The organism is Actinopolymorpha sp. NPDC004070, assembly GCF_040610475.1.
Classification (GTDB): domain Bacteria; phylum Actinomycetota; class Actinomycetes; order Propionibacteriales; family Actinopolymorphaceae; genus Actinopolymorpha.
The window spans coordinates 116,388-140,494 of record NZ_JBEXMJ010000001.1 but is presented as its reverse complement, the minus strand read 5'-3'; the positions used below and the strand labels follow the sequence as shown (position 1 = coordinate 140,494).

The following is a 24,107-nucleotide window of genomic DNA, read 5'->3' as shown; positions in this document are numbered from 1 at the left end:
CGGATCGGCCGGCCTCACTTGTTGCCGCCCACCCCGGGCAGTCCGCCCTGCAGGCCGGCGAGGAAGTACTTCGACAAGAAGACGAACAGGATCAGCAGCGGGATGCTGGCGATCGCGTAGCCCGCGAACAGCGGGCCGTACTCGGTGGCGTTCTGGGTCTGGAAGAACTGCAGCCCGGCGGACACGGTGCGCAGTTCGTTCTCGGTGACGGTGAGCAGCGGCCAGAAGAAGTCGTTCCAGACGCCGATCACCGTGACCAGCGCAATGGTCCCGACCACCGGCAGGGACAGTGGCAGCGCGATCGAGACGAACAGGCGCGGCCCGCCGGCGCCGTCGACCCGGGCCGCGTCGAACAACTCCTGTGGCAGTTGCTCGACGAACGTCTTCATGAGCAGGGTCCCGAGGACCGCTCCGCCGACCAGATGCGGGATCACCAGGACGACGCGCGTGTTCAGCAGGCCGAGGTCGCGCATCAGCACGAACATCGGGATCAGGCTCGCGATTCCCGGGACCATGAGCAGGGCTGCGACCAGCCCGAACAACACGTTGCGGCCGAAGAACCGGTACCGCGCGAAGACGAACGCCGCGACCGTGCACAACACGAGCGCCCCGACGATGGCCGCGGCCGCCACCACGACCGAGGTGACGAAGTACGGCCGGATCTGCGCCCAGGCGCGGGTGTAGTTGTCCAGGTGCAGCGGCAACGTGGGCAGCCACCAGGACTCGTAGTACTGCTGGTTGGTCTTGAAGGAGGTGACCAGCATGAACAGGAACGGGAACAGCCCCACGAACACGATCAGGCTGAGCGCCGCCTTGATCGCGGTCTGGTGGCGCCGGCGACGTCTAGAGCGGACGGACATCGGCGTCGCCCCTCCTGCGTACGAACACGATCACAACGCTCAGCGCGATCGTCATCGCGAACAACGTGGTCGACAGGGCGGCGGCGTAGCCCCACTGGCTGCCCTGGAACGCAACGCCCAGCATCCGCAGGACGGGCACCTGCGTGGCGTTGTCCGGCCCTCCGCCGGTGAGCAGGTACGCCGCGAAGCCGTACTGCAGAACGCCGATCGTGGCGAGGAACACCAGCAGCTTCAACTGACCCGTCATCAGCGGCAGGTCGATCGCGACCAACCGGCGCAGCCGGCCGCACCCGTCGAGTTCGGCCGCCTCGAAGATCTCCGCCGAGACGTTCTGCAGCGTCGTGAGGAACACCAGGAACGGCAGGCCGGCCACGAACGGGAACCCGATGAACAGCAGGGACAGCAGCGCGTACTTAGGGTCGCCGACCCAGTTCTGCGCCAGGAAGCCCAGGCCCGCGCCGCGCAACACGCGGTTGATCACGCCGTTGGTCGGCTCGTACATCGCCGCCCACAACAACACCGTGACCACGCCCGGGAACGCCATCGGCGCGATCAGCAGGGTGCGGAACGTGAACTGTGCCCGCTTGCTGTCCAGACTGATGATCAGCTCCGCCGCCTGCAGCGGAAGCGCCCACGCGATGGTGACGCCGAACACGAAGATGAAGCCGAGGTTGCGGAACGACTTCCACCACAGGTCGTCGGCCATCATCGTGGTGTAGTTGCCGAGTCCGACGAACGGTGAGTCGAAGCCCGGACGCCACTCGTAGAAGGAGTGCCAGATGCCGCTGGCCGCCGGGTAGTAGGCGAAGACCGCGAGGGTGGCGAACAGCGGCACGAGCGCGAGGTAGGCGTACCACGGAAAGCGGGTACGCCGACGCCGGCCGGGCCGGGACCCTCGTCCCTGTTGGCCTTCGCGGTCACTCGAGTCGCGCCGGTGCTCGACCGCCGCGGTCGCTACTTCGCCCACGGCTCCTTGTCCCACTTGTTGTCCTTGACGGCCTGCCGCTGGCCCTTGGTCCACATGTCCTGCAGGTAGGACTCCTGCTGGGACAGGGACTTCGTGCCCAGCAGCCAGCCCTCGTACAGGCTGAGTGTCGTCACCCCCGGCGGCCCACCCGGCACGGCCAGCGGAATCGAGTCGCCCCAGGTGCCGTCGGCGAACGCCTTCGTGGCGTCGGCGCCGCTGGCGCCCTCCACCGCGGAGATGCCGCCGGTGCGCGACAGCCAGGGCTGGATGTTCTTCGGCGTACTCACGAACTGCAGGAACTTGATCGCCGCCGCCAGCTTCTCGCCCTTGACGGTCGACGGGATCATGTAGCTCGTGCCGCCGACCCCGGCCCCGAAGCGGGCCGGCGCACCCGTGGCCAGCGGCGTCGACGCCTTCGTGATCTGCGGGAAGGGCATGCTGGCAAAGGAGAACTTCACGTCCTTCAGCGCACTCACCCCGAAGTTGACGCCCCACGCCATGCCGGCCTTGCCGGAGGCGAAGTCGCGCAGGCCGACGACCGCTCCGTTGAGCCCTTCGGTGTTGCCGGACCAGTCCTTGTCCACGCACGCGTCCCACATCTGCTTGATGAGCTTGTGGGACTCCACCACCTGCGGCGTCCTCGTGGTGAGCTCACCGGTCAGCACAGCCTTCGCCATCGACTTCCCGGCGACCACCGGTGCACCGGTGGACGAGGACGCCTTACCGGGCTTGCCGTCCACGGTGTAGACGTTGATCTTGTCGACCCAGCTGTCGAGGAGCATCCCGCTGATCGTGGCCATGGTCCAGCCCGGCCCGAGGTCGGAGCGGTCCATCGCGAGCGGGGTGTACCCCGCCGCTTTCAGCCGGCCGCACGCACCGATCAGATCCTCGAAGGTCTCGACGGGTGCCTTGATTCCGGCCTTGCCGAACGCCTCGCGGTTGTAGAAGACGCCGGTGCCGACCAGGTTGAACGGTACGAACTCCACGTGCCCGTCCGCGTTGCGGCTGGCCGGGTTGCCGATGCCGTAGTAGCGCTTGCGGAAGACGTCCAGCCACTGCCGGCTTCCCGGCCCACTCCTGATGTAAGGGTTGGGCTTCTTCAGGTACTCGTCCAGCGGGGCCACCATGTAGGGCTGGTGCGGGGCCTGGTTGAAGACGAGCTCCGGCGCGGTGCCGGCCGCCAGGTGGGTGGAGATCGTCTGGCTGAAGCTGTTCAGGGGAAGGACCACGGTCTTCACCCTGATGTCGGGTTCGGCCTTCTCGAACGCCGCGACCAGATCCTCCCAGGGTTTGCCGAACGACGAACCACTGTCGTTCCACTGGTTCGGGCCCTCCACCGTGATGGTGAGTTTGCCGCCGCCGGTCGAGCCCGCGGAGTCGCTGCCGGCACAGGCCGCGCCCGACAACGCGAGCAGCAGTGCCACCGCGCCGAGCAGCGCCGAGCGGAGGGCGCGTGACCTGTGCGTGCGCGGGACCGCTGGAACGTGGAGCGCGACCATCCTGGTCCCTTCCGGCACAGAGGTGGGGCGATACACACACGAACGCGGGAGCGATTCCACGCATCCTCTGTTGCCGGTCGGGCAGTGTCCAGATCACTGTCCGCAGCCGGTCCGGCACCTTTCGGCGTCATCCGCGTGCAGAACGCTGGTGCCGTCAGGCTTTCTGCCGTACGACATTCCACGACGGGCGGCTGTTGAGCGCCTCCACGTCCATGTCGCTGAGCCGCCGCTGCGCCTCGCGCATGGTGCCGAGCTCGTCCGCGGTCAGCACGTCGGCGATGTCATCGAACCCCTCGGGCGCGCGTTCGGTGACCAACTCGATGGTCGCCTCCATCGGCAGCTCGCGCTGGGCGAGGACGAGTTCGTTGGTCTCCGGCCTGCGCTCCGCTTCGTACGCCGCCAGCCCGGCAACCGGGTCGGCGGCCACGGCCAGCTCCCTCGCCAGCACCCGGGCGTCCACCACTGCCTGCGAACCGCCGTTGGAGCCCACCGGGTACATCGGATGCGCGGCGTCTCCGAGCAAGGTGACCCGGCCGGTCCCCCAGCTGGAGAGCGGGTCCTTGTCCACCATGGGGTGCTCCAGGATCCGCTCCGTGCCCGAGATGATCGCCGCGACGTCCGGGCCGGGAAGCCGCCAACCGTCGAAGTGCGGGAGCACGTCCTCCAGCCGCCCCGGCCGGGACAGGTCCGCGTCGGGAACGGGGCCAGGCGCGTCGAGGGTCACCTCGGCCACCCAGTTGAGCAGCGCCCGCCCCCGGTCCCGGGCGCCGGCCGACACGGGGTAGACCACGAACTTCACCGAACGGTTGGAGCCCGCCACGATCATCGTCGCGCCGTCGAGGAAGGGCTCGGCCTCCACGATCCCGCGCCACACCCGGATCCCGCTCCACAGCAGTGGCCCGTCGTCAGGGTGGAGTTGCGCGCGGACCGTCGAGTGGAGGCCGTCCGCGCCGACGAGGACGTCGCCCGTGCGCGAGACGCGCTCGCCCGTCCGCACGTCGCGCAGCAGGGCCGTGACGCAGGCGTCGTCCTGCTCGAACGCCTCCAGTGCCAGCCCGGTCGAGATGCCGCCGAGGCGTTTGCGTACCTCCGCGAGGAGCATCATCTGCAGCTCGCCGCGGTGGATGGAGTACTGCGGCCAGGCGTACCCTGCGAACCTCCCGCGAGGGATCGTCACGATCGTGCCGCCGAACCGGTCGGTGTAGGTCATCCGGCTCGTCGCGATACCGGTGTCGGCGAGCGCGTCACCCAGGCCGAGTTCGACGAGCTCGCGGACGGCGTGCGGCTGCAGGTTGATGCCCACGCCGAGCGCACGGGGCTCCACGACGTACTCGATTACCTCGCAGTCGATCCCGGCCGCGTGCAGGCTGAGCGCGGCGGTCAGTCCCCCGATCCCGCCCCCGATGATCAGTACCTTCACGCTCTCCTCCCCCGTCTGCTGGAAAATCTTGACGTAACCAGGTCGTCAAGCCACTTCCACAGGTGAAACCGGCGCACGTCCGCCTACGAACATCAGCGCGGGACCAGGCACGTGGATGTACCAGCCTCCTGGCATCGCGACTCCCGACCGAGATGCGCCTACCTCTGGTTGACGTGCTTGCCGACCCCGTTGCTGGTGCCTGAGCGGCGGTAGGAGGTCGCTCTACGCTGTGGGGGCTCCACGGTGTCCGCCGAGGCCGGGCCGGCGTCGTGCGGCGCCATTACCGCCTGGGCAGCCTTGGCCGCCGAAACCCCCGCCCGGTCGTTCGACGGCGCAGTGAAGTAGCCCTCGTAGCTGCGCCTCTTCTTCCGCTTGACCCGGTTCGCCACCACGCCGAGGATGCGGGCGTCGACGTGCTGAAGGGCCTCGATCGAGGTCTCGAGCTGGTCGGTTTTGGTCGAGCCGACCCGGGTCACCACGAGCGCGCCATCGGTCGCCCGTGCCAGCACCGCGGCATCGGTCACGGGCACGAGCGGAGACGAGTCGAAGATCACGATCACGCCCTTCGCCACCAAGCCTCTGACGAGGTCGGCGAGTCGGCGCGTGCCGAGCAGTTCACTGGGGTTGGGCGGGGTCGGACCGGAGGTCACCACATAGAGCGGCAGGTCGGGCCGCCAGTGCTGCATTGCGGCCTCGATCGGCACGTCACCGAGGAGCACGCTGGTGAGGCCGACGCCGCCTGGTAAGCCGAAGAGCGTGGCAACCATCGGTTTGCGGAGGTCACCGTCGATGAGGACGACCGTCTCGCCGGATTGGGCGAGCGCTATAGCGATGTTCGCGGCCACGGTGGACTTACCCTCGGCGGGGACCGAGCCGGTCACCACAAAGCTGTCGATCCGCTCGTCGATCGAGAGGAAGCGAATATTGGTCCGCAACCGGCGGAACTCCTCGGCCCGCGGGCCGGTCGGCTCGTCGATGATCAGCGGCCGTTCAACCGTCTTCGGATCGTCTGCGATCTCGCCGACGACCGCCACGCCCGCTACTTCGGCGACCTCTCGTCGACCGCGGATCGTGTTGTCGAGCCTATGGCGCAGGACCGCGAGTCCCACGCCGGCAGCGAGACCGATCAAGACCCCTAGTGCCAGGTTGAGACTGGTCTTCGGCGAGACGGGCGCCGTCGGCAGCGAGGCGCTCTTGGTGACGGTCGCCTTGATCGGCGAGGATTTGCCGCCCTTCGGGGTCTCGATGGCAGCGATGAACTTGGACACCTGACTCGCGACGGCATTGGCGATGTCCCGAGCCTGCTTGGGTGACGGGTCGGTCACGGCGATGTTCAGCAGAACAGTATTCAGCGGAGATTCCGCAGTGATCTGTTTGGCAAGTTCGTCGGCAGTGTAGGGAAGGTGGAGGGACTTGATGACTGCGTTCGTCACGGTCGGGCTGTCCACGATGTCGGCGTACGACTTCACCCGTTGCTGAGTGAACATGTTGCCCTGGCTGAGATCAGCCGCGCCCGCGTCGGCGCTGCTGATCGAGACGAAGAGTTGAACATCCGAACGGTACACGGGCGTCTGGGACATCGAATATGTCGTGGCAGTCGCCACACCCAACGCTGTCAGGAGCACCGCAAGCAACCAGTGGGCCCGCAGTGCCTGCAGGTACGCCCTGATGTCCATACTGCTCCGAAGGTTTCGATTGGTCGGCAGGCCCGGTTCGGTAGTTTAGCAGCGCATGCAGCAGGATCCGATCTTGTCCGAATGCTGCGGTGGCGTACGCGGGAGGCTCGGCCCACGCTGCTCCGGTCGGCAGGCCTTGGTCGCTGCGGGTCCTCCTAGTGATCCGTATCACACGAACTGCGATCTTGACTTTAGCTAAGATCGTCCGTATCGTGCCCGTTTGGTCGAACGAAATCTTGGGGTTGGGGAGTAGCTCTTTCGGCAGGAGTGCTTGAGGGGGCTGGCACACTGGTCCCTTTTTCGGAATTCCGTTTCGGCGAGACGGTCGGTATCGGTACGGTCACACACTGTTGCCCCAATGGCCGGTCCGCCAGCGGCAGCGACCATGTCGCCTCCCGCGGAGTCCGTACGTCGATATTTGCTAACGGCCGGGGGGTTGGAACGCGCAATGAAGGTGACGATCCTGGGCGGTAATTACGCTCCCGAGCCGACCGGGATTTCCCCCTACACGGAGGGTCTGGCGCAAGGCCTCGTGGCACGGGGGCACGATGTGCGCGTGATCACCTCCCACCCTCACTACCCCGAGTGGCGCGTGAAGGAGGGTTACGGCGGTTGGTCCGTATCTGAGGAGGTCGACGGAGTCCGCGTCCAGCGCTTGGCGCACTATGTGCCGGCGAGACCGACCGGTGGGCGCAGGCTGCTCTCTGAGCTGAGCCTCGGAATACGCTTTCTGACCGCGCGGTGGCATCGTCCCGATGTTGTGTTGCTCGTGTCGCCGCACCTGATAACCAGCGCGGTCGCCGCGCTCCGCGCCCGTTGGTCGCGGGGTCTCGCGACCGGCATCTGGATCCAGGATCTCTACAGCCTGGGCATTACCGAGACGAGCCAGGGCGGCAGGTCTGCGGCGGCAGCGCTGAAGGCGCTGGAGTCCCACACGCTTCGGTCCGCGACCGGAGCCGTCGTGATTCACGACAGATTTCGCTCCTTCGTCACCCAGACATTGGGCGTGGCGACCAGGCGTGTCGAGGTGATACGCAACTGGTCCCACGTCGATCCACCGATGGAGGTCGATCGGGCCGCCGTCCGGCGCCGACGCGGCTGGGACCCCGACGTTACCGTGGTCCTTCACGCTGGCAACATGGGCGCAAAGCAGGGCCTTGAGAACGTCGTTGAGGCTGCTCGGCTCGCTGCCCAACAGCGCGCCCCTGTTCGATTCGTGCTGCTCGGCGACGGCAACCAACGCGCTCGCCTGCAATCCCTCGCCGGCGACGTGACCTCCATCGACTTCGTACCACCCCTTCCGGACGATGAATTCCGGCAGACGCTGGGGAGCGCCGACATTCTCCTCGTCAACGAGCGTGCGGGAGTGAAGGAGATGGCGGTGCCGAGCAAGCTCACGACGTACTTCTCTACATCGCTCCCAGTGCTCGCGGCTACGGATGAGGGGAGCATTACCGCTAGCGAGATCGATGCTTCCGGAGGAGGAACGAGAGTCCCCGCTGGCCATCCCCAGGCCCTTCTGGACGCCGTCCTCTCGCTCCGGGCAGATCCAGCGCGGGCGCGCGCCCTCGGGGCGGCAGGACGCCGCTTTCGCGACAGCGTTCTTACGCAGGACGCGGCGCTTGACCACTTTGAGCAATGGATTACGACCTTGGCTAAGGAGCCTCACGACAGGGCTCGGGAACAAAGTAGCGAGTCGATAGAGGTGATGGCTCAGTGAAGCGAGCGCTTATCACAGGCATTACCGGTCAAGATGGTTCCTACCTTGCGGAGCTATTGCTCGCCAAGGGGTACGAAGTCCACGGCCTCATCCGGCGCGCCTCCACATTCAACACGAGCCGGATAGACCACCTCTACGTCGACCCGCACGAACGGGGCGCGCGACTTTTCCTGCACTACGGCGACCTGAGCGACGGCACACGGCTCGTGACGTTGCTGCAACGGATCAGCCCGGACGAGGTATACAACCTCGCCGCCCAATCGCACGTAAGGGTGTCGTTCGACGAGCCGGAGCAGACGGCGGACACGACCGGAACGGGGTCGGTCCGGCTGCTGGAGGCAGTGCGCCTGGCAGGCATCAAGACCCGCTACTACCAGGCGTCCTCATCCGAGCTGTACGGCGCTACCCCGCCGCCGCAGAACGAGACCTCACCCTTCTATCCGCGGTCGCCCTACGCGGCGGCGAAGCTCTACAGCTACTGGATTACCAAAAACTACCGTGAGGCCTACGGGCTCTTCGCGGTCAACGGCATTCTGTTCAACCACGAGTCCCCGCGCCGCGGCGAGACGTTCGTCACCCGAAAGATCACCCGGGCCGTCGCCGCGATCAGGGCTGGCAAGCAGCGCCACGTGTATCTGGGGAATCTCGAGGCGGTTCGCGACTGGGGTTATGCACCCGAATACGTCGAGGGTATGTGGCGCATGCTCCAGGCCGACCAGCCCGAAGACTACGTGCTCGCCACCGGAGTCGGCGTCACTGTCCAGGAATTCGTGGAGATCGCCTTCAGCCATGTTGGGCTGGACTGGCGGGAGCACGTCCGGTTCGACAAGCGCTACCTGCGTCCCACCGAGGTAGATGCACTGATCGGGGACCCGACCAAGGCGCGAGTCGATCTCGGGTGGAAGGCGACGGTCGACGGCCGGGCGCTGGCCAGGCTCATGGTCGACGCCGACATCGAGGCGCTTGAGCATGCTGGTAGCCCGTGGATCGACCGAGTTGCTCTCGCATCGTGGAGGGCCGCGTGACCGACGGCGTCGACTACACGCCCGGCGAGCTCGACCGCGACGCGACGTTGTATGTCGCTGGCCACCGCGGGCTCGTCGGTAGTGCGATCTGGCGCAAGCTTCGAGCCAGTGGCTTCACGCGGCTTGTAGGCAGGACCTCGGCGGAGCTCGACCTGCGCGACCGGGATGCCACGTTCGCGTTCATGGCAGAGACGAAGCCGAGGTACCTGGTCCTCGCTGCAGCCAAGGTCGGCGGCATCCTGGCCAACAGCACCTACCCGGTGGACTTCCTCAGCGAGAATCTGCGCATCCAGACCAATGTTCTCGACGCGGCGCTCGCCAACGATGTTGAGCGGGTGCTTTTCCTCGGGTCGTCGTGCATCTACCCCAAGTACGCCGAGCAGCCCATCCGCGAGGATTCCCTGCTGACCGGACAACTTGAGCCGACCAACGACGCCTACGCCATCGCCAAGATCGCCGGCATCCTCCAGGTGCAAGCTGTCCGCCGCCAGTACGGTCTGCCGTGGATCTCCGCGATGCCGACGAACCTCTACGGTCCGAACGACAACTTTTCGCCGACGGGATCACATGTGCTGCCGGCACTGATTCGGCGCTACGACGAGGCGGTCCGCACCGGTGCAAAGACAGTGACGAACTGGGGCTCCGGCACGCCCCGGCGGGAGTTCCTGCACTCCGACGATATGGCCGACGCCTGCCTCTTCCTGCTGGAGCACTACGACGGACCGAGCCAGGTCAACGTCGGTACCGGCAAGGACGCGACGATCCAGGAGATCGCCGGCCTGGTGGCCGACGCGGTTGGCTACACAGGCCACACGGAGTGGGACGCGTCCAAGCCGGACGGAACGCCGCAGAAACTTCTCGATGTATCGAAGCTCAGTGAGGCAGGCTGGTCTCCAAGAGTCGGCCTGCGCGAAGGGATTGCCTCGACAGTCGAGGCCTACCGCATGATCGCGCGGGAGAAGGCAGATGTCCACTGACCAGGATGCTTCCACGATCCCGGTCATCGACCTGTCGAAGGCCCCGGGTGAACGACAGGCGTGGGACAGGCCTGCACTTGTCGTCTACCTGTGGAGTGTCTTCGAGCTGCTATTCATCACAAATCCCTGGCAGATCAGCTCGGGCCTGCGGGTACGCGTGTTGCGGCTCTTTGGCGCCGAGATCGGACGAGGTGTGATCTTCCGGCCTCGAACCCGCGTCAAATTTCCGTGGAAGCTACACATCGACGACCGCTCCTGGATCGGGGAAGGGGTGTGGTTCCACAACCAGGACCACATCTACGTTGGGCACGACGTGGTCATCTCGCAGGAGACCTTCCTTACAACCGGCAGCCACGCGCACCGGCGCGACATGGCGCTGGTCACGCGACCTATCCACATCGATGCTGGTGTCTGGGTAACTTCGCGCTGCATCGTGCTGGGCGGGGCACAGATCGGCCGCTCCGCGCTCGTCACGCCGGGCACGGTCGCCAAGGGCACCGTCCCCGCGAACACGATTTGGAACGGCTCGGCTGTCTGCGTGCGGTTCACATGAAGATCGCACACGTCGTCACGCTCGTATCCCCCGATGGCGCCTTCGGTGGCCCCGTGCGGGTCGCAACCAACCTTGCGCGGGCGATGCAGGACGCGGGCCACGAGGTCACCATTCTCGGCTCGCACCGGGGCTATGACTTGCCGCCCACCCAGCTCGAAGGCGTGCCGGCGAGACTGTTCCCGGCGCGTCGGCTTCTTCCCGGACTCGGCTTCTCCGGGCTTGTCTCCCCTGGGCTCCTCGCTCACCTGCATAGGCACATTGCCGAGTTCGACATCGTGCATCTGCATCTCGCACGGGACCTTGTGACACTTCCGTCCGCGCTGCTCGCGAGGAGGCGAGGGGTCCCCTACGTTACCCAGACGCATGGCATGATCGACGCCTCACGACGACGGCTGGCCCATGTGCTCGACGCACTCGCCACGCGGACGGTACTGCGACAAGCGCCGACGTTGTTCCACCTGACCGAGCAGGAGCGCGACGACCTTGTGCAGGTCGCCCGGACCTCGTCCTTGCCGCTCGCCCAGCTGCCGAACGGCGTTCCTGTGTCAAAGCTTCAGGCAGACGTTGAGAGTGGGCGCGAGGTGCTGTTCCTGGCACGGCTACATGCCGTGAAGCGGCCCCTCGCGTTCGTCGAAGCCGCTATCGCGTTGAAAGAGCAGTTCCCCGAGACGCGCTTCACGCTCGTCGGCCCGGACGAAGGCGAAGCTGCTGACGTCATGCACCGCATCGAGTCCGCGAATGCGGGCGGAGCCATATCGTGGGAAGGTTCGCTGGCGCCGTCGCAAACACTCGAACGCATGAGCCGGGCAAGCATCTACGTCCTCCCGTCCATCGAGGAACTCTTCCCAATGTCGGTACTCGAGGCGATGTCGATCGGGCTACCTACCATCGTCACAGACACATGCGGCCTGATCCCCGAACTACATGATCCAAACGCGGTCGTAGTAGTCAATAGCAGCCTCGACGGACTGGTCACCGAGCTTAAGCGGCTGTTGAGTGATCCTACCGCTCGCGTCGCCCTTGGCGACCAAGCACGACGCGAAGTAGAGGACCGTTTCTCGATCTACAATATCGCGGCAATCGCCACAAGCGCGTATCGGAGTGTCACATCCCAGGCCGAGAGGCTTGAGCTATGAAGACGGTATGGATTGTTCAACCTTATGTGCCTCGATATCGCATTCCGCTATTCGAACAACTCGGGGCTCAACTCTCAACGGCGGGCGTGGAACTTCGAGTTGCAGCAGGCGCTGCGAACGACGTGCAAGCCGAGCGCGGCGATGAAGTGCGACCTGATTGGCTCGTACCGATGGCCTGGACACGGTTTGGGCCAGCGCAGATTTCGCACGCGCGACGGCTCTATCGTGGCGCAGACGGAGTCGTCTTCCCCCATCTCGGATCCAATCCCGAACTGTCCGCTGCGCTAATCGCACGAACGCTCGGCAGAGGCACACCGGTCGGCGTCTGGGGTCATATCAAGACGTATGTCGACGATCCGAATCCACTAGACGTGGCCATCGAACGCTGGCAACTACACCATGCCGACCGAGTTTTTGCCTACACCGCCGGCGGCGCACGTTATGCATCCGACGCAGGGGTGGAACCGGGCAAGATTGTCACCCTCAACAACACTGTCGACACGCACCAACTCAAGGAAGCGATCGAGATACTGGACGATCGCGAGGTTCTTGACTTTCAATCGCGATACAACCTAGTTCCGGATCGGACGATCGCATATATCGGCGGGCTCGATGAGTCCAAGCGAATCGACATGCTGGCCGAGACTCTCGACAGACTTTGGGAACTCCATCCCACTGTCAAGTTGATTGTCGGGGGACGGGGAAGGTCCGCTGGGCTACTCAACCGTGCCGAAGTACGCGGCCAGGTAATCCGTCTGGGTTACGTCGACGAGAAGATGAAGGCGCTCATTGCGTCGACCGCACAAATACTCGTCAACCCAGGCCGCGTCGGATTGCTTGCCGTCGAGGCGCTCGTCATGGGACTTCCAGTTGCCACGACCCAGTGGCCGTACCATGCGCCAGAGGTTGAATACCTGGTCGAGGGCGAGACCATACACTCGTCGGCAAACGATGCCGAATCTTTCCTTGGGCTAATTCTTGAGCTCCTGCACGACCAACCGCCGAAGGCGTTTCGTACGACCGGCAAAGCCCCATTGATGTCTGACATGGTGGCTACGTTCGCCCGAGGAATCCTCGCCATGCTGGATCGGTAGGAAGACGAGACTACTGGCTGCTCGCCGCGCTCGAGCTTGGCCCGGGCAGCGGCGACGTAGCTGGTTTCAAGCATGGCCCGCGGTAGGGCGTAACTATCGCTGGCGCAGAGATTTGTCATGTTGTAGCCGTGGTGTCGTCACCGGCTGGGCATTGCGCGGGAGGAGGGCATAAGACACCAAGCCAATCCCGCACATGTAGAAGCACCACCAAATCGCGGCAACCGTGTCTGTTCGTACCGCCACTAGAGCAAAGCTCGAGGCTATGACGGTCATGAGCAACTTCAGTGTCGATGCTTCCACAGCATTTGCTAGGACCAATGTTAGGCGTCGAAGTAGCAGGCCGGCGAGGACGCTGCCGATTGCGACAACGATAAGGCCGCCATCAAAGTACAGGACGCCGGCTAACGACGAAACTGGGCAAACGGGGTTTCCGCAGCCACCGCCCCAGAAACGGGTCAGCACCTCGTCCCGGTATGACTGGAACCACGCTGAGGGCATAGGCCATGTCACGAAGGCGAGAAGAGTCCCCCGGCCCGCCCCCCACGGATCAAAGCCGGATTGGAGGCTAGGGCCTGCCAACGCGATGTAGTCGAACATTTCGGTGTCATACGAGGCGAACACCGGGACCAAGGTACCGACAATCCCCTCTTGTTGGATGTATTGCAATAGTGCATCGACAAAGGACTGCCCTGGCGCCCTAGCGCCAGCTGAGCGAACCATGGGAATTGCGGCGAGCACGACTACCATCGCCAGGCCGACTGCGAGGTGCCATAGGTGAAGGCGAACTGGGCGCCTGACGAGGGCGGCGATGACCGGCGCAAGAACTGCCGGGATGAGGAACCGGCGATTCCCTAGTGCTGAAACTCCGATCACGGAGACAAGGGCGGCTAGTGTGACTGCCCACCATTCCGCGGAAGACATCTTTTGGCTTCGGTGCGAAATCAGATACAAAGCTGCCGCAACCGACCCGGAAAGCGGCAGCGTCGTGACGACTTCTGGGATCCCTCCCAAGGTTTCACTCAGGCTTGCACTTCTACCGGCCATAAGCTCGCCGAATACCGAAGGGCCGTATCTCGCCGCCATGAATACCGCGTAAACGACAACTCCTCCTGCGCTCGCGACCGCAAGCCTACCCAGGGTCATCGGCTGAGCACCCACGGGTCGTGGCCGTTCGCCGGGACGTGATCGGTTACCGCCAGAGGCGAGGAAGACCCCGAGCCCGAGCGAGACCAGGCATGTCATGCCGACGGTGAGTGCGAGGTCTTGCCCTGCGGACACGTCATAGCCGTAGAAGCCAGTCGGTAGCCTGTCGGAGAAGAGCGGGCGAATGCCAAAAATCGCGACCAACATGAGTGCAGCCATGAAGTCAGGTGAAACTAGTCGGAGTACACCCCTCACTGGGGAGCTCCGCGCTACGTACACAAGCACCAAGATTGACACTGCAAGGCTGGCGACGATCATGGGCTCTCCACGGGGCGAAGCGCCGACAACAACCCGTACTTGTTCAGCAGCCCTCCGTTGAGGAGTCGCAGGTTGGCGAATTCATCCAACGTACGAGAACTTTTCATGTGCGCCCTCCTCGTCAACTTGCCGATCCTCTTCGCGCTGTCGAACTATGATGTCCAGCGACAGGTTCTCTAGCATCGCGCGCAACAGCATTCACCTTTACCGAGAGCACCGCCGCATGGAGCACTGTACTTACGCAGTAGCCAATCATTGCACCGACGGCGGCGCCGAGCAGAGCGCCGATGGCAACTGCACATAAGCACGTGACAGTAGCTGCGAACGCGATGCCTGCCACAAACGACTGTTTGCCAATACCTTGAAGAATTGCTGCCAAAAGAGCAACCAGCGAGGCAAAGGGCAATCCCACGATGGCAAGCTGAATGACAAGCTCCGCTCCGGCGTAGGCGGTCCCCAGTAGATGGTGGACTACAAGCGGAGCGATCATCACTCCCCCCAGCCCAATGACAGTGGCGAGCAAGGCAAAGAGTGCCATTTGCCGTATGAGCTTCGGTGAAACCCTGAAGGAGTCTCGCGACGCAGCCGGCAGCAGTGCCGCCGCTAGTGCATCCGGCAAGAGCCTGAGCGGACCAGTGATTCTGGCACCCGCACCGTAAAGGCCAGCGTGCGTAGTGCCGGCGACGGCGCCCACGATAAGTGCATCGAGGTTGCGCAGCTGACCCGCCACCGAGTTGAACCAGAACGGGAACGAGAGACGGAGGATGGCGCGGGTAGGCACCGCGGCGGTAGGTAGGATACGGCGTCGAATGTAGAGACGTGCGAATACCAGGGAGCAGACAGAAGCAGTTGCGGCGGCGAGGCCGAATGCAACGACCGGTGCCGTTCCGAATGCGATCAGCAGCATGAGGCCGGCCAAGGTCATAAGGCGACGCAGGATCAGGTTCGTCATGTTAATGTTGGCGTCGCCATCTGCGAAAGAAATAGTGAGCCATGCATCGCCATTTCGCTCGGCGACAGCCCATATGACGTACGGAATGAAGATAAGAGAAGGTGTACCCGTACTGATAGCGAGGACGATACACAAGGTGACGCCGGATAGGACAGCAATCAGTGTGATACGACCGTTGAGACGTAGCGCGTTCCAAACAATTGGGCTATTCCTGGACCGAGAGCGCTCCTTGATCGTGAGAGTGGATAGCCCCATGTCGATGAGCGCTTGGGCCACGATCACCGCCCCGTATGCGGCAGCGAAGATGCCGAACTCTTTTGGTGCTGCGTGCCGCGCCAAGACGACTACGGTGACTGCCTGTATCAATGCTGCCGCAATACGACCTATCGACGCCCAGACAAACTGCCGCTTGACGCTGTAAGCGTGACGTTCTGAATTAGCCATCAATTTTCCGTTGTCGACTCAAGCTACTTTAATTCTGCGGGTCGGGTTGGGTTCTCCCGCGTACCTGGACAGTCGTCCTCTTCCCGCCGAGCAAGTGGCTATCCGGCAGTCACTCTGGCACGTTTGCATATGCACGAGCAGTCGGGTCGCGACCCTCCATACGTTGCCGTAGGCGGTGCGGCATGGCGGACGCGAGCGCCGATATCTCATCGCGGTGCCGGCGGGAGGGGGTGAGGACCAAGTGGCGCGCGCCGCGACCGCCAAGTCAACTGGATGTGACTCGACGCTGGCGTACATCGAGTCGGCGCCCGGGCAGGGGCGCCACCAGAGGCTGGCCGAAGTCAGCCGGTCGACTATCCGGGAGCGGATCTGGTTGGCCGTGTGGATGTGGACCCGCCTCCCATACGATCTGCCACTTCTCGGACTCTTGCTGACGAAGGCATCATACGGACAGAGTGAACGTCACCTTCATGCTGGCGATAGGCGGGTGGCTACACGTCCTGTCACGGCCCAACGCCGCTCTGCTCCGAACGGCCCGCCCTGACTGGTGCCGTGAGTATCGCTCAGGTGAGCTGCGGAACTACTCGTGGTGATGCGGGTCTGACATGCCGTACCAACCGGTTCCAGAGCTAGAAGGGCAGGTAGACCTACGCTGCCGAGCGTTCGGTGTCTAGATGACGGCCAGGATGGCGGCGATGGCCTCGTCGATCTCATCGGCCGCCCGCGTGTAGTCCTTCTTTCTCTTACCTATCGGGTCGGCGACGTCGAACAGGTCGGGCGCAGCTGGTTGCGAGTGGCCCCGGCGCCCCCGAGCCACACGGGCGAGGTTCGACACCCGTTCCTCCAAGGAACGGCCCTGAACCGGAAGCGGGTCCAGCGTCCGCACGAGCCACGCGAGTTCTCGCCAGGTGAACGTCCGGTCGAGCGCCGACGGCACCAGCGACACGACTTCGTCGCGATGCTTACGGGTCGCGGTGAGGATGAGGTCCGCGTGCGCCACGACACCCAGGTCGAGCGCGCTGGAGACGGCGTTGTCAGATGGTACGCCGCGCTGCCTGAGCTCAGCGGCCGCGTACGGATGGATCCGCTGCCCGGCCGTCGCCCTCGTGCCGGCGCTCGTCACGGGGACCTCATTGGAGGCCGGCCCGAAGCGGCGCCAGAGACCGGCCCACATCAGCCGTTCAGCTATCGGAGAACGGATCTGGTTGGCCGTGCAGACATGGAGTACGCCTGTCACTGCCGATCTTCTCCCACCTAGACGCCTGGAACGGCCGATGTTACCCCAGCCGTCTGTCACTCCACGTCTGGCCGCTGGGGTGCCTCCTCCGCCGGATAGTCTCCACGGCGGTTCGAAGCCAGGCTTCGACCAGAGGGCGCCAGTCGGGTGGTGGAGGATGTCGGCGGATGCTGCGGCCATCTCGTCGTCAGACCGGACGTTGGCCATCAGCGGCGACCGACCGGACGACGTCCCGCAACTGTGCGGGTGCACCTGGTGGCGTCGTCGGGTAGCGGCACCGCCGGACCACGCCAACTCATCCTCGACCGCCGTTCACCCCCCGTACGAAGACCTGCAATTCGAGGACATCCCGACTGCGGTCGGCCGTGAGCTCGTCGACAACCAGGCCGACGGTGATGATCTGCCCGATACCCCGGCCGAGTTTGGCCGCGGCTGCTGAGCTCGAAGAGCACGCCGACCGGAGGGTGAACGCCGTCTCGTTCCTCAACGCCACACCCTGTCAACGCTTCGCGAAAACTGACCCCATGCGGCTTGGCGGGTTCTAGTGCTGGTCGCAACACCTCCTGGTAGATCAAGGGGCGTGTTGGTGGTGAGGCGAGGACGCAAACGTCGGCTGGATGTGGAGTCGGAGTACTGGCGGCTGGTGCTGTCGGGAGTCGGCACCGTGCGGGCGTGCCAGATTGTGGACCTCGGGCGTAAGACCGGGTACCGGTGGCGAGCGGAGAACGGGGGTGTTCCGCCGGTGCGGTTGCCCTGTCCCGGCCCTCGGCTGGTATTCGACACCCGCGGCCGGGTCCGCGACGAGACAGCCGAGCAGCTGTAGTGATGGACAACGTCCTTTGACAGAGTCCTGCCCCGACGCGGATCGCGTCGGGGCAGGAACTTGACTTCAGCGGGCCGGATCAGCCGAGCATGCCCGGCTTGGCACTCAGGTGGTGCGGGCCGCGGCGGGCGCGGCGCCGACCGGTTCCGGCTCCAGGGCGACCGGCGGCGGAGCGTCCTCGGTGCCGGGCACCTCGGTGCCGTTGATCGGGCACCTGCTCGTCTCCGGGATCCGGATCAGCGAGATGGCGCCGATCGCGCAGGCGGCCATCATGTAGAACGCCGGCGTCAGCGCGACTCCGGTCTTCGCCGTCAGCCAGTCGTTGACGGCCGGCGCGGTTCCACCGAACAGCGAGGTCGAGACGTTGTAGGCGATCGCGAATCCGGCGTACCGGATGTGCGTGGGGAACATCGCCGGGAATGTCGCCGAGATGGTCGCCAGCTGCGGGACGTAGAGCAGGCCGAGGACGGCGAACCCGATCACCGCACCGACCACGTTCGTGGCCATCAGCAAGAACATCGGCACGACGGCGACGAACAACCCGCCGAGCGACAGCCACCACATCGGCTTGCGGCCGAAGCGGTCGGAGAACCCTCCGGCGAAGGGCACGAACAGCATCATCGCCAGCATGCCGATGATCGGGACGACCAGCGACCAGTTCGCGCTCAGCCCGATCTGGGTCTTGAGGTAGGTCGGCATGTAGGTGAGCAACGTGTAGTTGACGACGTTCAGGGCGATCACCAGACCGCCGAGCTGAAGGATCGGCCGCCAGTACTCCGTGATCAGGCTGCGGAACGGGTGGTGGATTTTCTCCTTCTCACCGGACTTCTCCAGCTCCTGGAACACCGGCGTGTCCTCGAGCTTGGAGCGCAGGTAGACACCGATCAGACCGAGCGGTGCCGCCACGAGGAACGGCAGCCGCCAGCCCCACGCGTGCATGGTCTCGTCGCCGAGTGCCAGTGAGCAGCCGAGCATCAGCAGGGCGCCGAGGGAGAAGCCGGACAGGGTGCCGAACTCCAGGAAGCTGCCGAAGAAGCCGCGACGCCGGCTCGGCGCGTACTCCGCCATGAACGTCGCGGCACCGCCGTACTCGCCACCGGTGGAGAACCCCTGGATCATCCGCAGGATGACCAGCAACGCGGGCGCCCACAGTCCGATGGACTTGTAGGAGGGGATGAGCCCCACCGCCAGGGTCGCACCGGACATCAGCAGGATCGTCAGCGCGAGCACGTGCTTGCGGCCGAGCCGGTCACCCAGCGGGCCCCAGATCAGACCGCCCAGCGGGCGGACGAGGAAGGACACCGCGAACGTCAGCAGAGCAAACAACGTCGCGTTCTGGGTGTCACCCGGGAAGAACGCTGCCGAGATGTAGATCACGCCGTACGAGTAGATGCCGTAGTCGAACCACTCGGTTCCGTTCCCGATGGCCGACGCGGCGATCGCTCTGCGCAACACTCCCGATGGTTGCTCTTCTTCCACGGTCGGTCTGGCGGATTTCTGTGAACTCACTAGTCCTCCTCGGCCGTTTCCGGACCGCGGCACGCTAGCAGTGTCCTGTGCAACCTTTCAAAACCTGAACTATCTCAGGCAAGATCAACTTGCGCCTGCATGCGGACGGGACCCCAGCGTGACAACTGCCCGCCTGAACAGCGGGCGGGCGAGCCGTGAACCGCCGTTATGGAGCGGGGATTCCGCGGCTCCCCAGGCGCGGCGGATTAGTTGTCCGGTAGCGGACAGTGCTTGCCCGCCAGCCGGCCGCAACCCGCTTCGCCCTAGTATCGAGGGAAAGATCACGGAGGGACACCGGTCCCGCCGGACCGTCTGTCCATGAGGAGACTCATGAAGATCACGGACGTCAAGACTTTCCTGGTGCACGACCGCGAGCGTCCGACGCGTAACTACACGTTCGTGAAGATCTACACCGACGAGGGTGTGACCGGTCTCGGTGAGGCCGGAGTCACAGGCCGTGAGTTGGCCGTACGCGGGATGGTGGAGAGTTTCGCGCCGATCCTTCGTGGCATGGACCCCACCCGGATCGAGCACATCTGGCAGACGCTGTGGCGCGGCCACTTCTTCCGGGGCGGGCACGTTCACTCCGCCGCGGTCGCGGCCATCGACATCGCGTTGTGGGACCTGCGTGGCAAGGTGCTCGGAGTCCCTGTCTACGACCTGCTCGGTGGGCGGACCCGCGACTACGCGCGCTGCTACTGCCACGTCCAGCAACCCGGCGCCGGACACGGCCCGCGCGGTGCCATCGACGCGATGGTCGACTACGCCAAGGGCCAGGTCGAACAGGGCTGGCAGTTCATCCGGTTCGGAGCCGGTGAAGGAAGCCGGCAAGGCGCGGAAGGCATCTACGAGCAGTCCCGCGCGGTGCGGTGGACCGTCGACGCCTTCGGCGCACTGCGGGACGCGGTCGGGCCGGAGGTCGAGATCTGCGTCGACTTCCACCAGCGCACCACCCCGCCGTACGCCATCGAACTCGCCCGCGAACTCCAGCCGATGCGGCCGTTCTTCATCGAGGACCCGCTGCGCGCGGAGAACCCCTCGGAGTTCGCCTACCTGCGCCAGCACATCTCCGTGCCGATCGCCACCGGCGAACAGTTGCCGAGCAAGTGGGACTGGCGTGAACTCGTCGAACAGGACCTGATGGACTACTGCCGGGTCGACCTGTGCATCTGCGGCGGGCTCACCGAGGCCCGCAAGGTCGCCGGCTGGTGTGAGACCCACTACATCGAACAGGTCCCGCACAACCCGCTGGGACCGGTGTCAACCGCGGCCTGCCTGCACTTCGACCTGTCCACGCCGCTGTTCGCCGTGCAGGAGCTCACCTGGCGACCGGACATCCTCGCCGACATCGTGACCACCGACATGCGGCTGGAGGGCGGCAACCTCTACAGCGGGGGCTCCCCCGGCCTCGGCGTGGAGCTGAACGACGAGGCGGCGCTCGCGGAGCCCTACCAGATGGCGGGCGCGCACATCCTGCACCGAGAGGACAACTCCGTCTCGGACTGGTGAGTGCGCATCGGCGGATGCGAGACGCGAACACAACGAGACGAGGCGGGGGAAGGAAAGCCCATGCAGGTGAAGGAAGTGCGCACCACCTACTCGGTGCGTCCGCACGCGGCCAGGCCGATCCGCGACGCTCTGCAGACGCTGACCGGCGGCGGTTCGGTGGTCGTGGAGGTCGAGTCCGAGGATGGCCTGGTCGGGCGCGGGTCGTCGTCGTTCGGCCGGATCGACGGGGCGCCGAAGGCGTTGTCGGTCTTCGTCGACGAGGTACTCGCACCGCTGGTGGTCGGCCGGGACGCGACGCAGATCCCCGCGATCATCGAGTCGCTGAAGGTGGAGACCGAGTACCACGGCACGGCGGGGTTCGCGACGTTCGGCATCAGCGTGATCGACGTCGCGCTGTGGGATCTGCTGGGCAAGGCCCACGGCGTGCCGACGTACCAACTGTGGGGCGCCCACCGCGACCGGGTTCCCGCGTACGCGATGGTGGGCTGGTCCAACTACGACCTCGACGAGCTCCGGCAGCAGTGCGGCGAGGCGGTGGAGCAGGGCTTTCGCGGTGTGAAGATCAAGGTGGGTGCCGGTGACCTGGACGACGACGTACGCCGGATCGAGGCGGTCCGGTCACAGATCGGGCCCGACGTCTCGCTCATGGTCGATGCCAACCAGGTGTTGACACTCAGCGAGGCGCTGCGCAGGGGCGAGGCGTTCGGCGAGTTGGGCGTGACGTGGTTCGAGGAACCCCTGCCCGCACAGGACTTCGGCGGCTACACCGAGCTCACCAGACGGCTGCGCATCCCGGTCGCCGCCGGTGAGAACCTCTACGGTGCCGGCCAGTTCCGCGAGTTCTTCGAACGCCGCGGCTGCGACATCGTGCAGCCCGACCTTCGCCGCGCGGGCGGACCGACCGAGATCCGTGCCGTCGGCGCGCTGGCCTCGGCCTTCGGAGTCCCGTACGCCTCACACGGCGGCGGCCCCGCCGCGCTGAGCCTGCTCCTGTGCGCGCCGACGGCGATCTGGCTGGAGACCGGCCTGCGGTCCTCGCCGACGGCGTACCCTCGGCTGGAGAACGGCTGCGCGCTCGCTCCGCAGGGACCCGGTTTCGAGTGGGAGTGAGCTCTGCCGCGCGCTCGCCGAGCACGGGCGCGCCCTCCGACGACGCGCACGACCGGCGACTGCTGTCAGGTGTCGTCGGGCAGGCAGGTGCGGTCACCGTCGCGGTCACCGGCGGCGCCGCCTCGGCCGCGCAGGCGCTGGTGAACGGCCGGCTGGCCACCGGTCTCGGCACGCCGGTGGCGGCGGCACTGGTGAGCAACGGGCTCGCCACCGTGCTGCTGCTGGTGATCTCCGTCGCCTCGCCGGCGGTACGCACGTCGTTGCGGCGCATCCTTCGCGAACGGCTGCCGTGGTGGTGCTACCTGGGCGGCGTCATCGGAGCGGTCTCGGTCGCCGGCACCGCGTTTGCCGCGCCGATCCTCGGAGTGGCGTTGTTCACCGTCGTCTCGGTCTGCGGCACCGGAGTGGGCGGTCTCGCCGCCGACCGGGCGGGGCTCGGCGCCGCCGGCCGGCTGCCGGTGAGCGCGGGCCGGGTGGCCGGGGCCGCGCTGGCTGTCGTCGCGATGGCCGTTGCGCAGGCCGGTCATGCGGCGGCCGGCGTGGCGCTCGGGGTGATGGCGTTCGTGCTGGTTCTCGGCATGGGACGCTCGGTCCAGGCCGCGTTGAACGCCAGGCTGGCGGCGGTCGCCCGCAACGTGGGTGCGGCGTCGCTGGTGAACGCGACGGTAGGAACGCTGGCGCTTGCCCTGGGCGCCGGGGTGCTGGCCACCGCGGGCGCCCTTCCGTTCGCCGGGTGGCCGACGACCTGGTGGGCCTACCTCGGCGGTGCGCTCGCGCTCGTGGTGACCGGCGCGAACATGATCGCCGCCCGCTCGATCGGCGTACTGCGGACGGTGCTGGCGGCCCTGTCCGGACAGCTGGTCTGCGGAATCGCGCTGGACGCCCTCGTGCCGTCCGAGCCCATGCCGACCCGATGGCTGCTGCTGGGTTCGGTGCTGATGGTGCTGGCGGTCACCGTGTCCAGCGTGACCGCCGCGCGGGACAAGCAGACCTCGATCAGCCGGTAGCGGGCCAACCAGCTGCGTGGGCAAGCACGGCTTGCACCACCTCGTCGACCGTACGTCCGTCGGTGTCGACCCGGTGGTCGCCAACCCGGGCTTGCTCCAGCGCGGCAGCGGTCGTCGCCGCCTCGTCCGCGACCCGCCGCAGCACCGAGTCCGGCTGTCCTCGCAGGGGATCGCCTGGCTGCCACCAACTGCCGCCCCGGCCGCGCATCAGGATCCTCCGGGTGAGCTCGTCGTGCCCCGCGTGCAGCCGGCACACGGTCAGCGTGGCGCTCGGCAGCGCGTTCGCGTACGTGCGGACGGCTGCGGGATCGTCGGCGGGCCCGTTGACGACCAGGCGCCGCGCCCCGGCGGCCCAGAAGGTCTCCCAGACCGCGGCAAGGTTGTTCGCCCTGACCTGATGGTCGTCCACGTCGGTGTCACCGATCCGGAAGTGGCCGAGCTGGTCCAGGTCGACGAGTGCCGCACGTACGCCATCGTCCTGCGCACGCTCGAACAGCTGCCAACCCACGGTTGACTTGCCGACACCGGTGGCGCCGCACACCCACAGGACAGAGCCGGGTGCGTGGCTGACACGCCGTGGAAGGGGGTCGGCGACCGAAGCCCTCGCCTCGACCGCCGGCCACTCCCCCGCCCCGGCGCGCACCCGGTGCACCACCTCCGCGACGGACAGGCCCGTGGTGTCGACGTACACGTCGGCGAAGTCGCCCGCATCCAGTGCTGCCGCCTCCCGCAACACCTCCTCCACCAACTCCGTCTGGGCGCCACGGCCGACGAACCGCGCCCGGAGTACGTCACCGTCGGCGCGCAATCGGCACACGGTCACCGCCGACCGCGGCAGCGGGCCCACCGGTTCGTCGCGACCCGGGTCGATGAGTCCCGACGCGACCACGCAGTCGGCCCCGGCGGCCGCGCAGCCGGCCACGACCGCGGCGAGGTTCGACGCCTGCATCCGGTGCCGCCCCGGATCGCCCGCAGGCTCGGGATAACACATGCCGAGCTGGTCCAGATCGACGAAGCCCGCGTGTACGCCGGTGTCGACCAGGTGCGTGTAGAAGTCCCAGCCGACCGCCGACTTGCCCACTCCGGGCGGCCCACAGATCCACAGCACGGGGACCGAATCGCTCATCC

20 protein-coding genes are annotated in these 24,107 nt (G+C 66.0%); 10 read left to right on the top strand and 10 right to left on the bottom strand.

Features of this window, described 5'->3' with window-relative positions; all coding sequences use genetic code 11:
- Positions 1–14: 14 nt before the first annotated feature.
- The 5 genes from ABZV93_RS00635 to ABZV93_RS00615 all read right to left on the bottom strand — a co-directional run bounded on the left by ABZV93_RS00635 (position 15) and on the right by ABZV93_RS00615 (position 6,422).
- On the bottom strand, positions 15–860 hold the full coding sequence (locus tag ABZV93_RS00635; RefSeq protein ID WP_354928067.1) for a carbohydrate ABC transporter permease: 846 nt from the start codon (positions 858–860) through the stop codon (positions 15–17).
- Positions 844–1,827: a sugar ABC transporter permease gene (locus tag ABZV93_RS00630; protein WP_354928065.1), complete on the bottom strand. Its 984-nt coding sequence runs from the start codon at positions 1,825–1,827 to the stop codon at positions 844–846. Before ABZV93_RS00630 ends, ABZV93_RS00635 begins: the two co-directional genes overlap by 17 nt.
- Positions 1,815–3,326 (bottom strand): extracellular solute-binding protein, encoded by a 1,512-nt coding sequence (locus ABZV93_RS00625; RefSeq protein ID WP_354928062.1) that lies wholly within the window; start codon positions 3,324–3,326, stop codon positions 1,815–1,817. Before ABZV93_RS00625 ends, ABZV93_RS00630 begins: the two co-directional genes overlap by 13 nt.
- A gap of 154 nt (positions 3,327–3,480) precedes the next feature.
- Positions 3,481–4,746 carry a flavin-dependent oxidoreductase gene (locus tag ABZV93_RS00620; RefSeq protein WP_354928059.1) on the bottom strand — a complete coding sequence of 422 codons (1,266 nt, stop codon included), beginning with the start codon at positions 4,744–4,746 and terminating at the stop codon, positions 3,481–3,483.
- 158 nt (positions 4,747–4,904) lie between these two features.
- Positions 4,905–6,422 carry a polysaccharide biosynthesis tyrosine autokinase gene (locus ABZV93_RS00615; RefSeq protein WP_354928057.1) on the bottom strand — a complete coding sequence of 506 codons (1,518 nt, stop codon included), beginning with the start codon at positions 6,420–6,422 and terminating at the stop codon, positions 4,905–4,907.
- Between the two features lie 358 nt (positions 6,423–6,780).
- Here ABZV93_RS00615 and ABZV93_RS00610 point away from each other — a divergent pair, with 358 nt between their 5' ends.
- From ABZV93_RS00610 to ABZV93_RS00585, 6 genes are read left to right on the top strand one after another with little or no spacing between them, the layout of a single operon-like run.
- Positions 6,781–8,142, top strand: a complete 1,362-nt coding sequence (locus tag ABZV93_RS00610) for a glycosyltransferase (protein ID WP_354928055.1) — start codon at positions 6,781–6,783, stop codon at positions 8,140–8,142.
- Entirely contained in the window at positions 8,139–9,167 is a 1,029-nt protein-coding gene (gene gmd / locus ABZV93_RS00605) for a GDP-mannose 4,6-dehydratase (RefSeq protein ID WP_354928052.1), read from the top strand. The genes ABZV93_RS00610 and gmd overlap by 4 nt, the downstream gene beginning before the upstream one ends.
- Positions 9,164–10,144, top strand: coding sequence for a GDP-L-fucose synthase (locus ABZV93_RS00600; protein ID WP_354928049.1), 981 nt, complete (start codon positions 9,164–9,166; stop codon positions 10,142–10,144). Before gmd ends, ABZV93_RS00600 begins: the two co-directional genes overlap by 4 nt.
- The gene (locus ABZV93_RS00595; protein WP_354928046.1) at positions 10,134–10,697 is read left to right on the top strand and encodes a hypothetical protein; all 564 of its coding nucleotides are present in this window, start codon (positions 10,134–10,136) and stop codon (positions 10,695–10,697) included. Before ABZV93_RS00600 ends, ABZV93_RS00595 begins: the two co-directional genes overlap by 11 nt.
- Entirely contained in the window at positions 10,694–11,833 is a 1,140-nt protein-coding gene (locus tag ABZV93_RS00590; RefSeq protein ID WP_354928043.1) for a glycosyltransferase, read from the top strand. Before ABZV93_RS00595 ends, ABZV93_RS00590 begins: the two co-directional genes overlap by 4 nt.
- Complete coding sequence (locus ABZV93_RS00585) at positions 11,830–12,927, top strand: glycosyltransferase family 4 protein (protein ID WP_354928040.1); 1,098 nt, start codon at positions 11,830–11,832, stop codon at positions 12,925–12,927. The genes ABZV93_RS00590 and ABZV93_RS00585 overlap by 4 nt, the downstream gene beginning before the upstream one ends.
- A gap of 93 nt (positions 12,928–13,020) precedes the next feature.
- Here the strand turns inward: ABZV93_RS00585 and ABZV93_RS00580 are convergent, their stop codons facing one another.
- The 3 genes from ABZV93_RS00580 to ABZV93_RS00570 form a co-directional block, all read right to left on the bottom strand.
- Complete coding sequence (locus tag ABZV93_RS00580; RefSeq protein WP_354928037.1) at positions 13,021–14,289, bottom strand: hypothetical protein; 1,269 nt, start codon at positions 14,287–14,289, stop codon at positions 13,021–13,023.
- Between the two features lie 220 nt (positions 14,290–14,509).
- Positions 14,510–15,784, bottom strand: coding sequence for a lipopolysaccharide biosynthesis protein (locus ABZV93_RS00575; RefSeq protein WP_354928034.1), 1,275 nt, complete (start codon positions 15,782–15,784; stop codon positions 14,510–14,512).
- Between the two features lie 670 nt (positions 15,785–16,454).
- Complete coding sequence (locus ABZV93_RS00570) at positions 16,455–17,201, bottom strand: hypothetical protein (RefSeq protein WP_354929707.1); 747 nt, start codon at positions 17,199–17,201, stop codon at positions 16,455–16,457.
- Here ABZV93_RS00570 and ABZV93_RS00565 point away from each other — a divergent pair.
- On the top strand, positions 17,179–17,460 hold the full coding sequence (locus ABZV93_RS00565; protein WP_354929757.1) for a hypothetical protein: 282 nt from the start codon (positions 17,179–17,181) through the stop codon (positions 17,458–17,460). The two genes, ABZV93_RS00570 and ABZV93_RS00565, sit on opposite strands and share 23 nt — an antisense overlap.
- A gap of 489 nt (positions 17,461–17,949) precedes the next feature.
- Here the strand turns inward: ABZV93_RS00565 and ABZV93_RS00560 are convergent, their stop codons facing one another.
- Entirely contained in the window at positions 17,950–19,353 is a 1,404-nt protein-coding gene (locus ABZV93_RS00560; protein WP_354928031.1) for an MFS transporter, read from the bottom strand.
- A gap of 330 nt (positions 19,354–19,683) precedes the next feature.
- Here ABZV93_RS00560 and ABZV93_RS00555 point away from each other — a divergent pair, with 330 nt between their 5' ends.
- The 3 genes from ABZV93_RS00555 to ABZV93_RS00545 are packed head-to-tail and all read left to right on the top strand — an operon-like array spanning position 19,684 to position 22,979.
- Entirely contained in the window at positions 19,684–20,862 is a 1,179-nt protein-coding gene (locus ABZV93_RS00555) for a mandelate racemase/muconate lactonizing enzyme family protein (RefSeq protein ID WP_354928028.1), read from the top strand.
- A 60-nt stretch (positions 20,863–20,922) separates the two neighbouring features.
- The gene (locus ABZV93_RS00550) at positions 20,923–21,972 is read left to right on the top strand and encodes a mandelate racemase/muconate lactonizing enzyme family protein (protein ID WP_354928025.1); all 1,050 of its coding nucleotides are present in this window, start codon (positions 20,923–20,925) and stop codon (positions 21,970–21,972) included.
- Complete coding sequence (locus ABZV93_RS00545) at positions 21,969–22,979, top strand: DMT family transporter (RefSeq protein WP_354928022.1); 1,011 nt, start codon at positions 21,969–21,971, stop codon at positions 22,977–22,979. Before ABZV93_RS00550 ends, ABZV93_RS00545 begins: the two co-directional genes overlap by 4 nt.
- Here ABZV93_RS00545 and ABZV93_RS00540 read toward each other — a convergent pair.
- Positions 22,969–24,105: a hypothetical protein gene (locus tag ABZV93_RS00540; protein ID WP_354928019.1), complete on the bottom strand. Its 1,137-nt coding sequence runs from the start codon at positions 24,103–24,105 to the stop codon at positions 22,969–22,971. The genes ABZV93_RS00545 and ABZV93_RS00540 overlap by 11 nt on opposite strands.
- Between the last annotated feature and the right edge of the window lie 2 nt (positions 24,106–24,107).

What these genes read in the sequence shown, in the direction of transcription:
- ABZV93_RS00635 (WP_354928067.1), bottom strand. Translation starts at nt 860, where the DNA reads ATGTCCGTCCGCTCTAGACGTCGCCGGCGCCACCAGACCGCGATCAAG.
- ABZV93_RS00625 (WP_354928062.1), bottom strand. Translation starts at nt 3,326, where the DNA reads ATGGTCGCGCTCCACGTTCCAGCGGTCCCGCGCACGCACAGGTCACGC.
- ABZV93_RS00615 (WP_354928057.1), bottom strand. Translation starts at nt 6,422, where the DNA reads ATGGACATCAGGGCGTACCTGCAGGCACTGCGGGCCCACTGGTTGCTT.
- ABZV93_RS00610 (WP_354928055.1), top strand. Translation starts at nt 6,781, where the DNA reads ATGGCCGGTCCGCCAGCGGCAGCGACCATGTCGCCTCCCGCGGAGTCC.
- ABZV93_RS00595 (WP_354928046.1), top strand. Translation starts at nt 10,134, where the DNA reads ATGTCCACTGACCAGGATGCTTCCACGATCCCGGTCATCGACCTGTCG.
- ABZV93_RS00590 (WP_354928043.1), top strand. Translation starts at nt 10,694, where the DNA reads ATGAAGATCGCACACGTCGTCACGCTCGTATCCCCCGATGGCGCCTTC.
- ABZV93_RS00585 (WP_354928040.1), top strand. Translation starts at nt 11,830, where the DNA reads ATGAAGACGGTATGGATTGTTCAACCTTATGTGCCTCGATATCGCATT.
- ABZV93_RS00580 (WP_354928037.1), bottom strand. Translation starts at nt 14,289, where the DNA reads ATGGCTGCACTCATGTTGGTCGCGATTTTTGGCATTCGCCCGCTCTTC.
- ABZV93_RS00575 (WP_354928034.1), bottom strand. Translation starts at nt 15,784, where the DNA reads ATGGCTAATTCAGAACGTCACGCTTACAGCGTCAAGCGGCAGTTTGTC.
- ABZV93_RS00565 (WP_354929757.1), top strand. Translation starts at nt 17,179, where the DNA reads ATGTCGGCGGATGCTGCGGCCATCTCGTCGTCAGACCGGACGTTGGCC.
- ABZV93_RS00570 (WP_354929707.1), bottom strand. Translation starts at nt 17,201, where the DNA reads ATGGCCGCAGCATCCGCCGACATCCTCCACCACCCGACTGGCGCCCTC.
- ABZV93_RS00555 (WP_354928028.1), top strand. Translation starts at nt 19,684, where the DNA reads ATGAAGATCACGGACGTCAAGACTTTCCTGGTGCACGACCGCGAGCGT.
- ABZV93_RS00550 (WP_354928025.1), top strand. Translation starts at nt 20,923, where the DNA reads ATGCAGGTGAAGGAAGTGCGCACCACCTACTCGGTGCGTCCGCACGCG.
- ABZV93_RS00540 (WP_354928019.1), bottom strand. Translation starts at nt 24,105, where the DNA reads ATGAGCGATTCGGTCCCCGTGCTGTGGATCTGTGGGCCGCCCGGAGTG.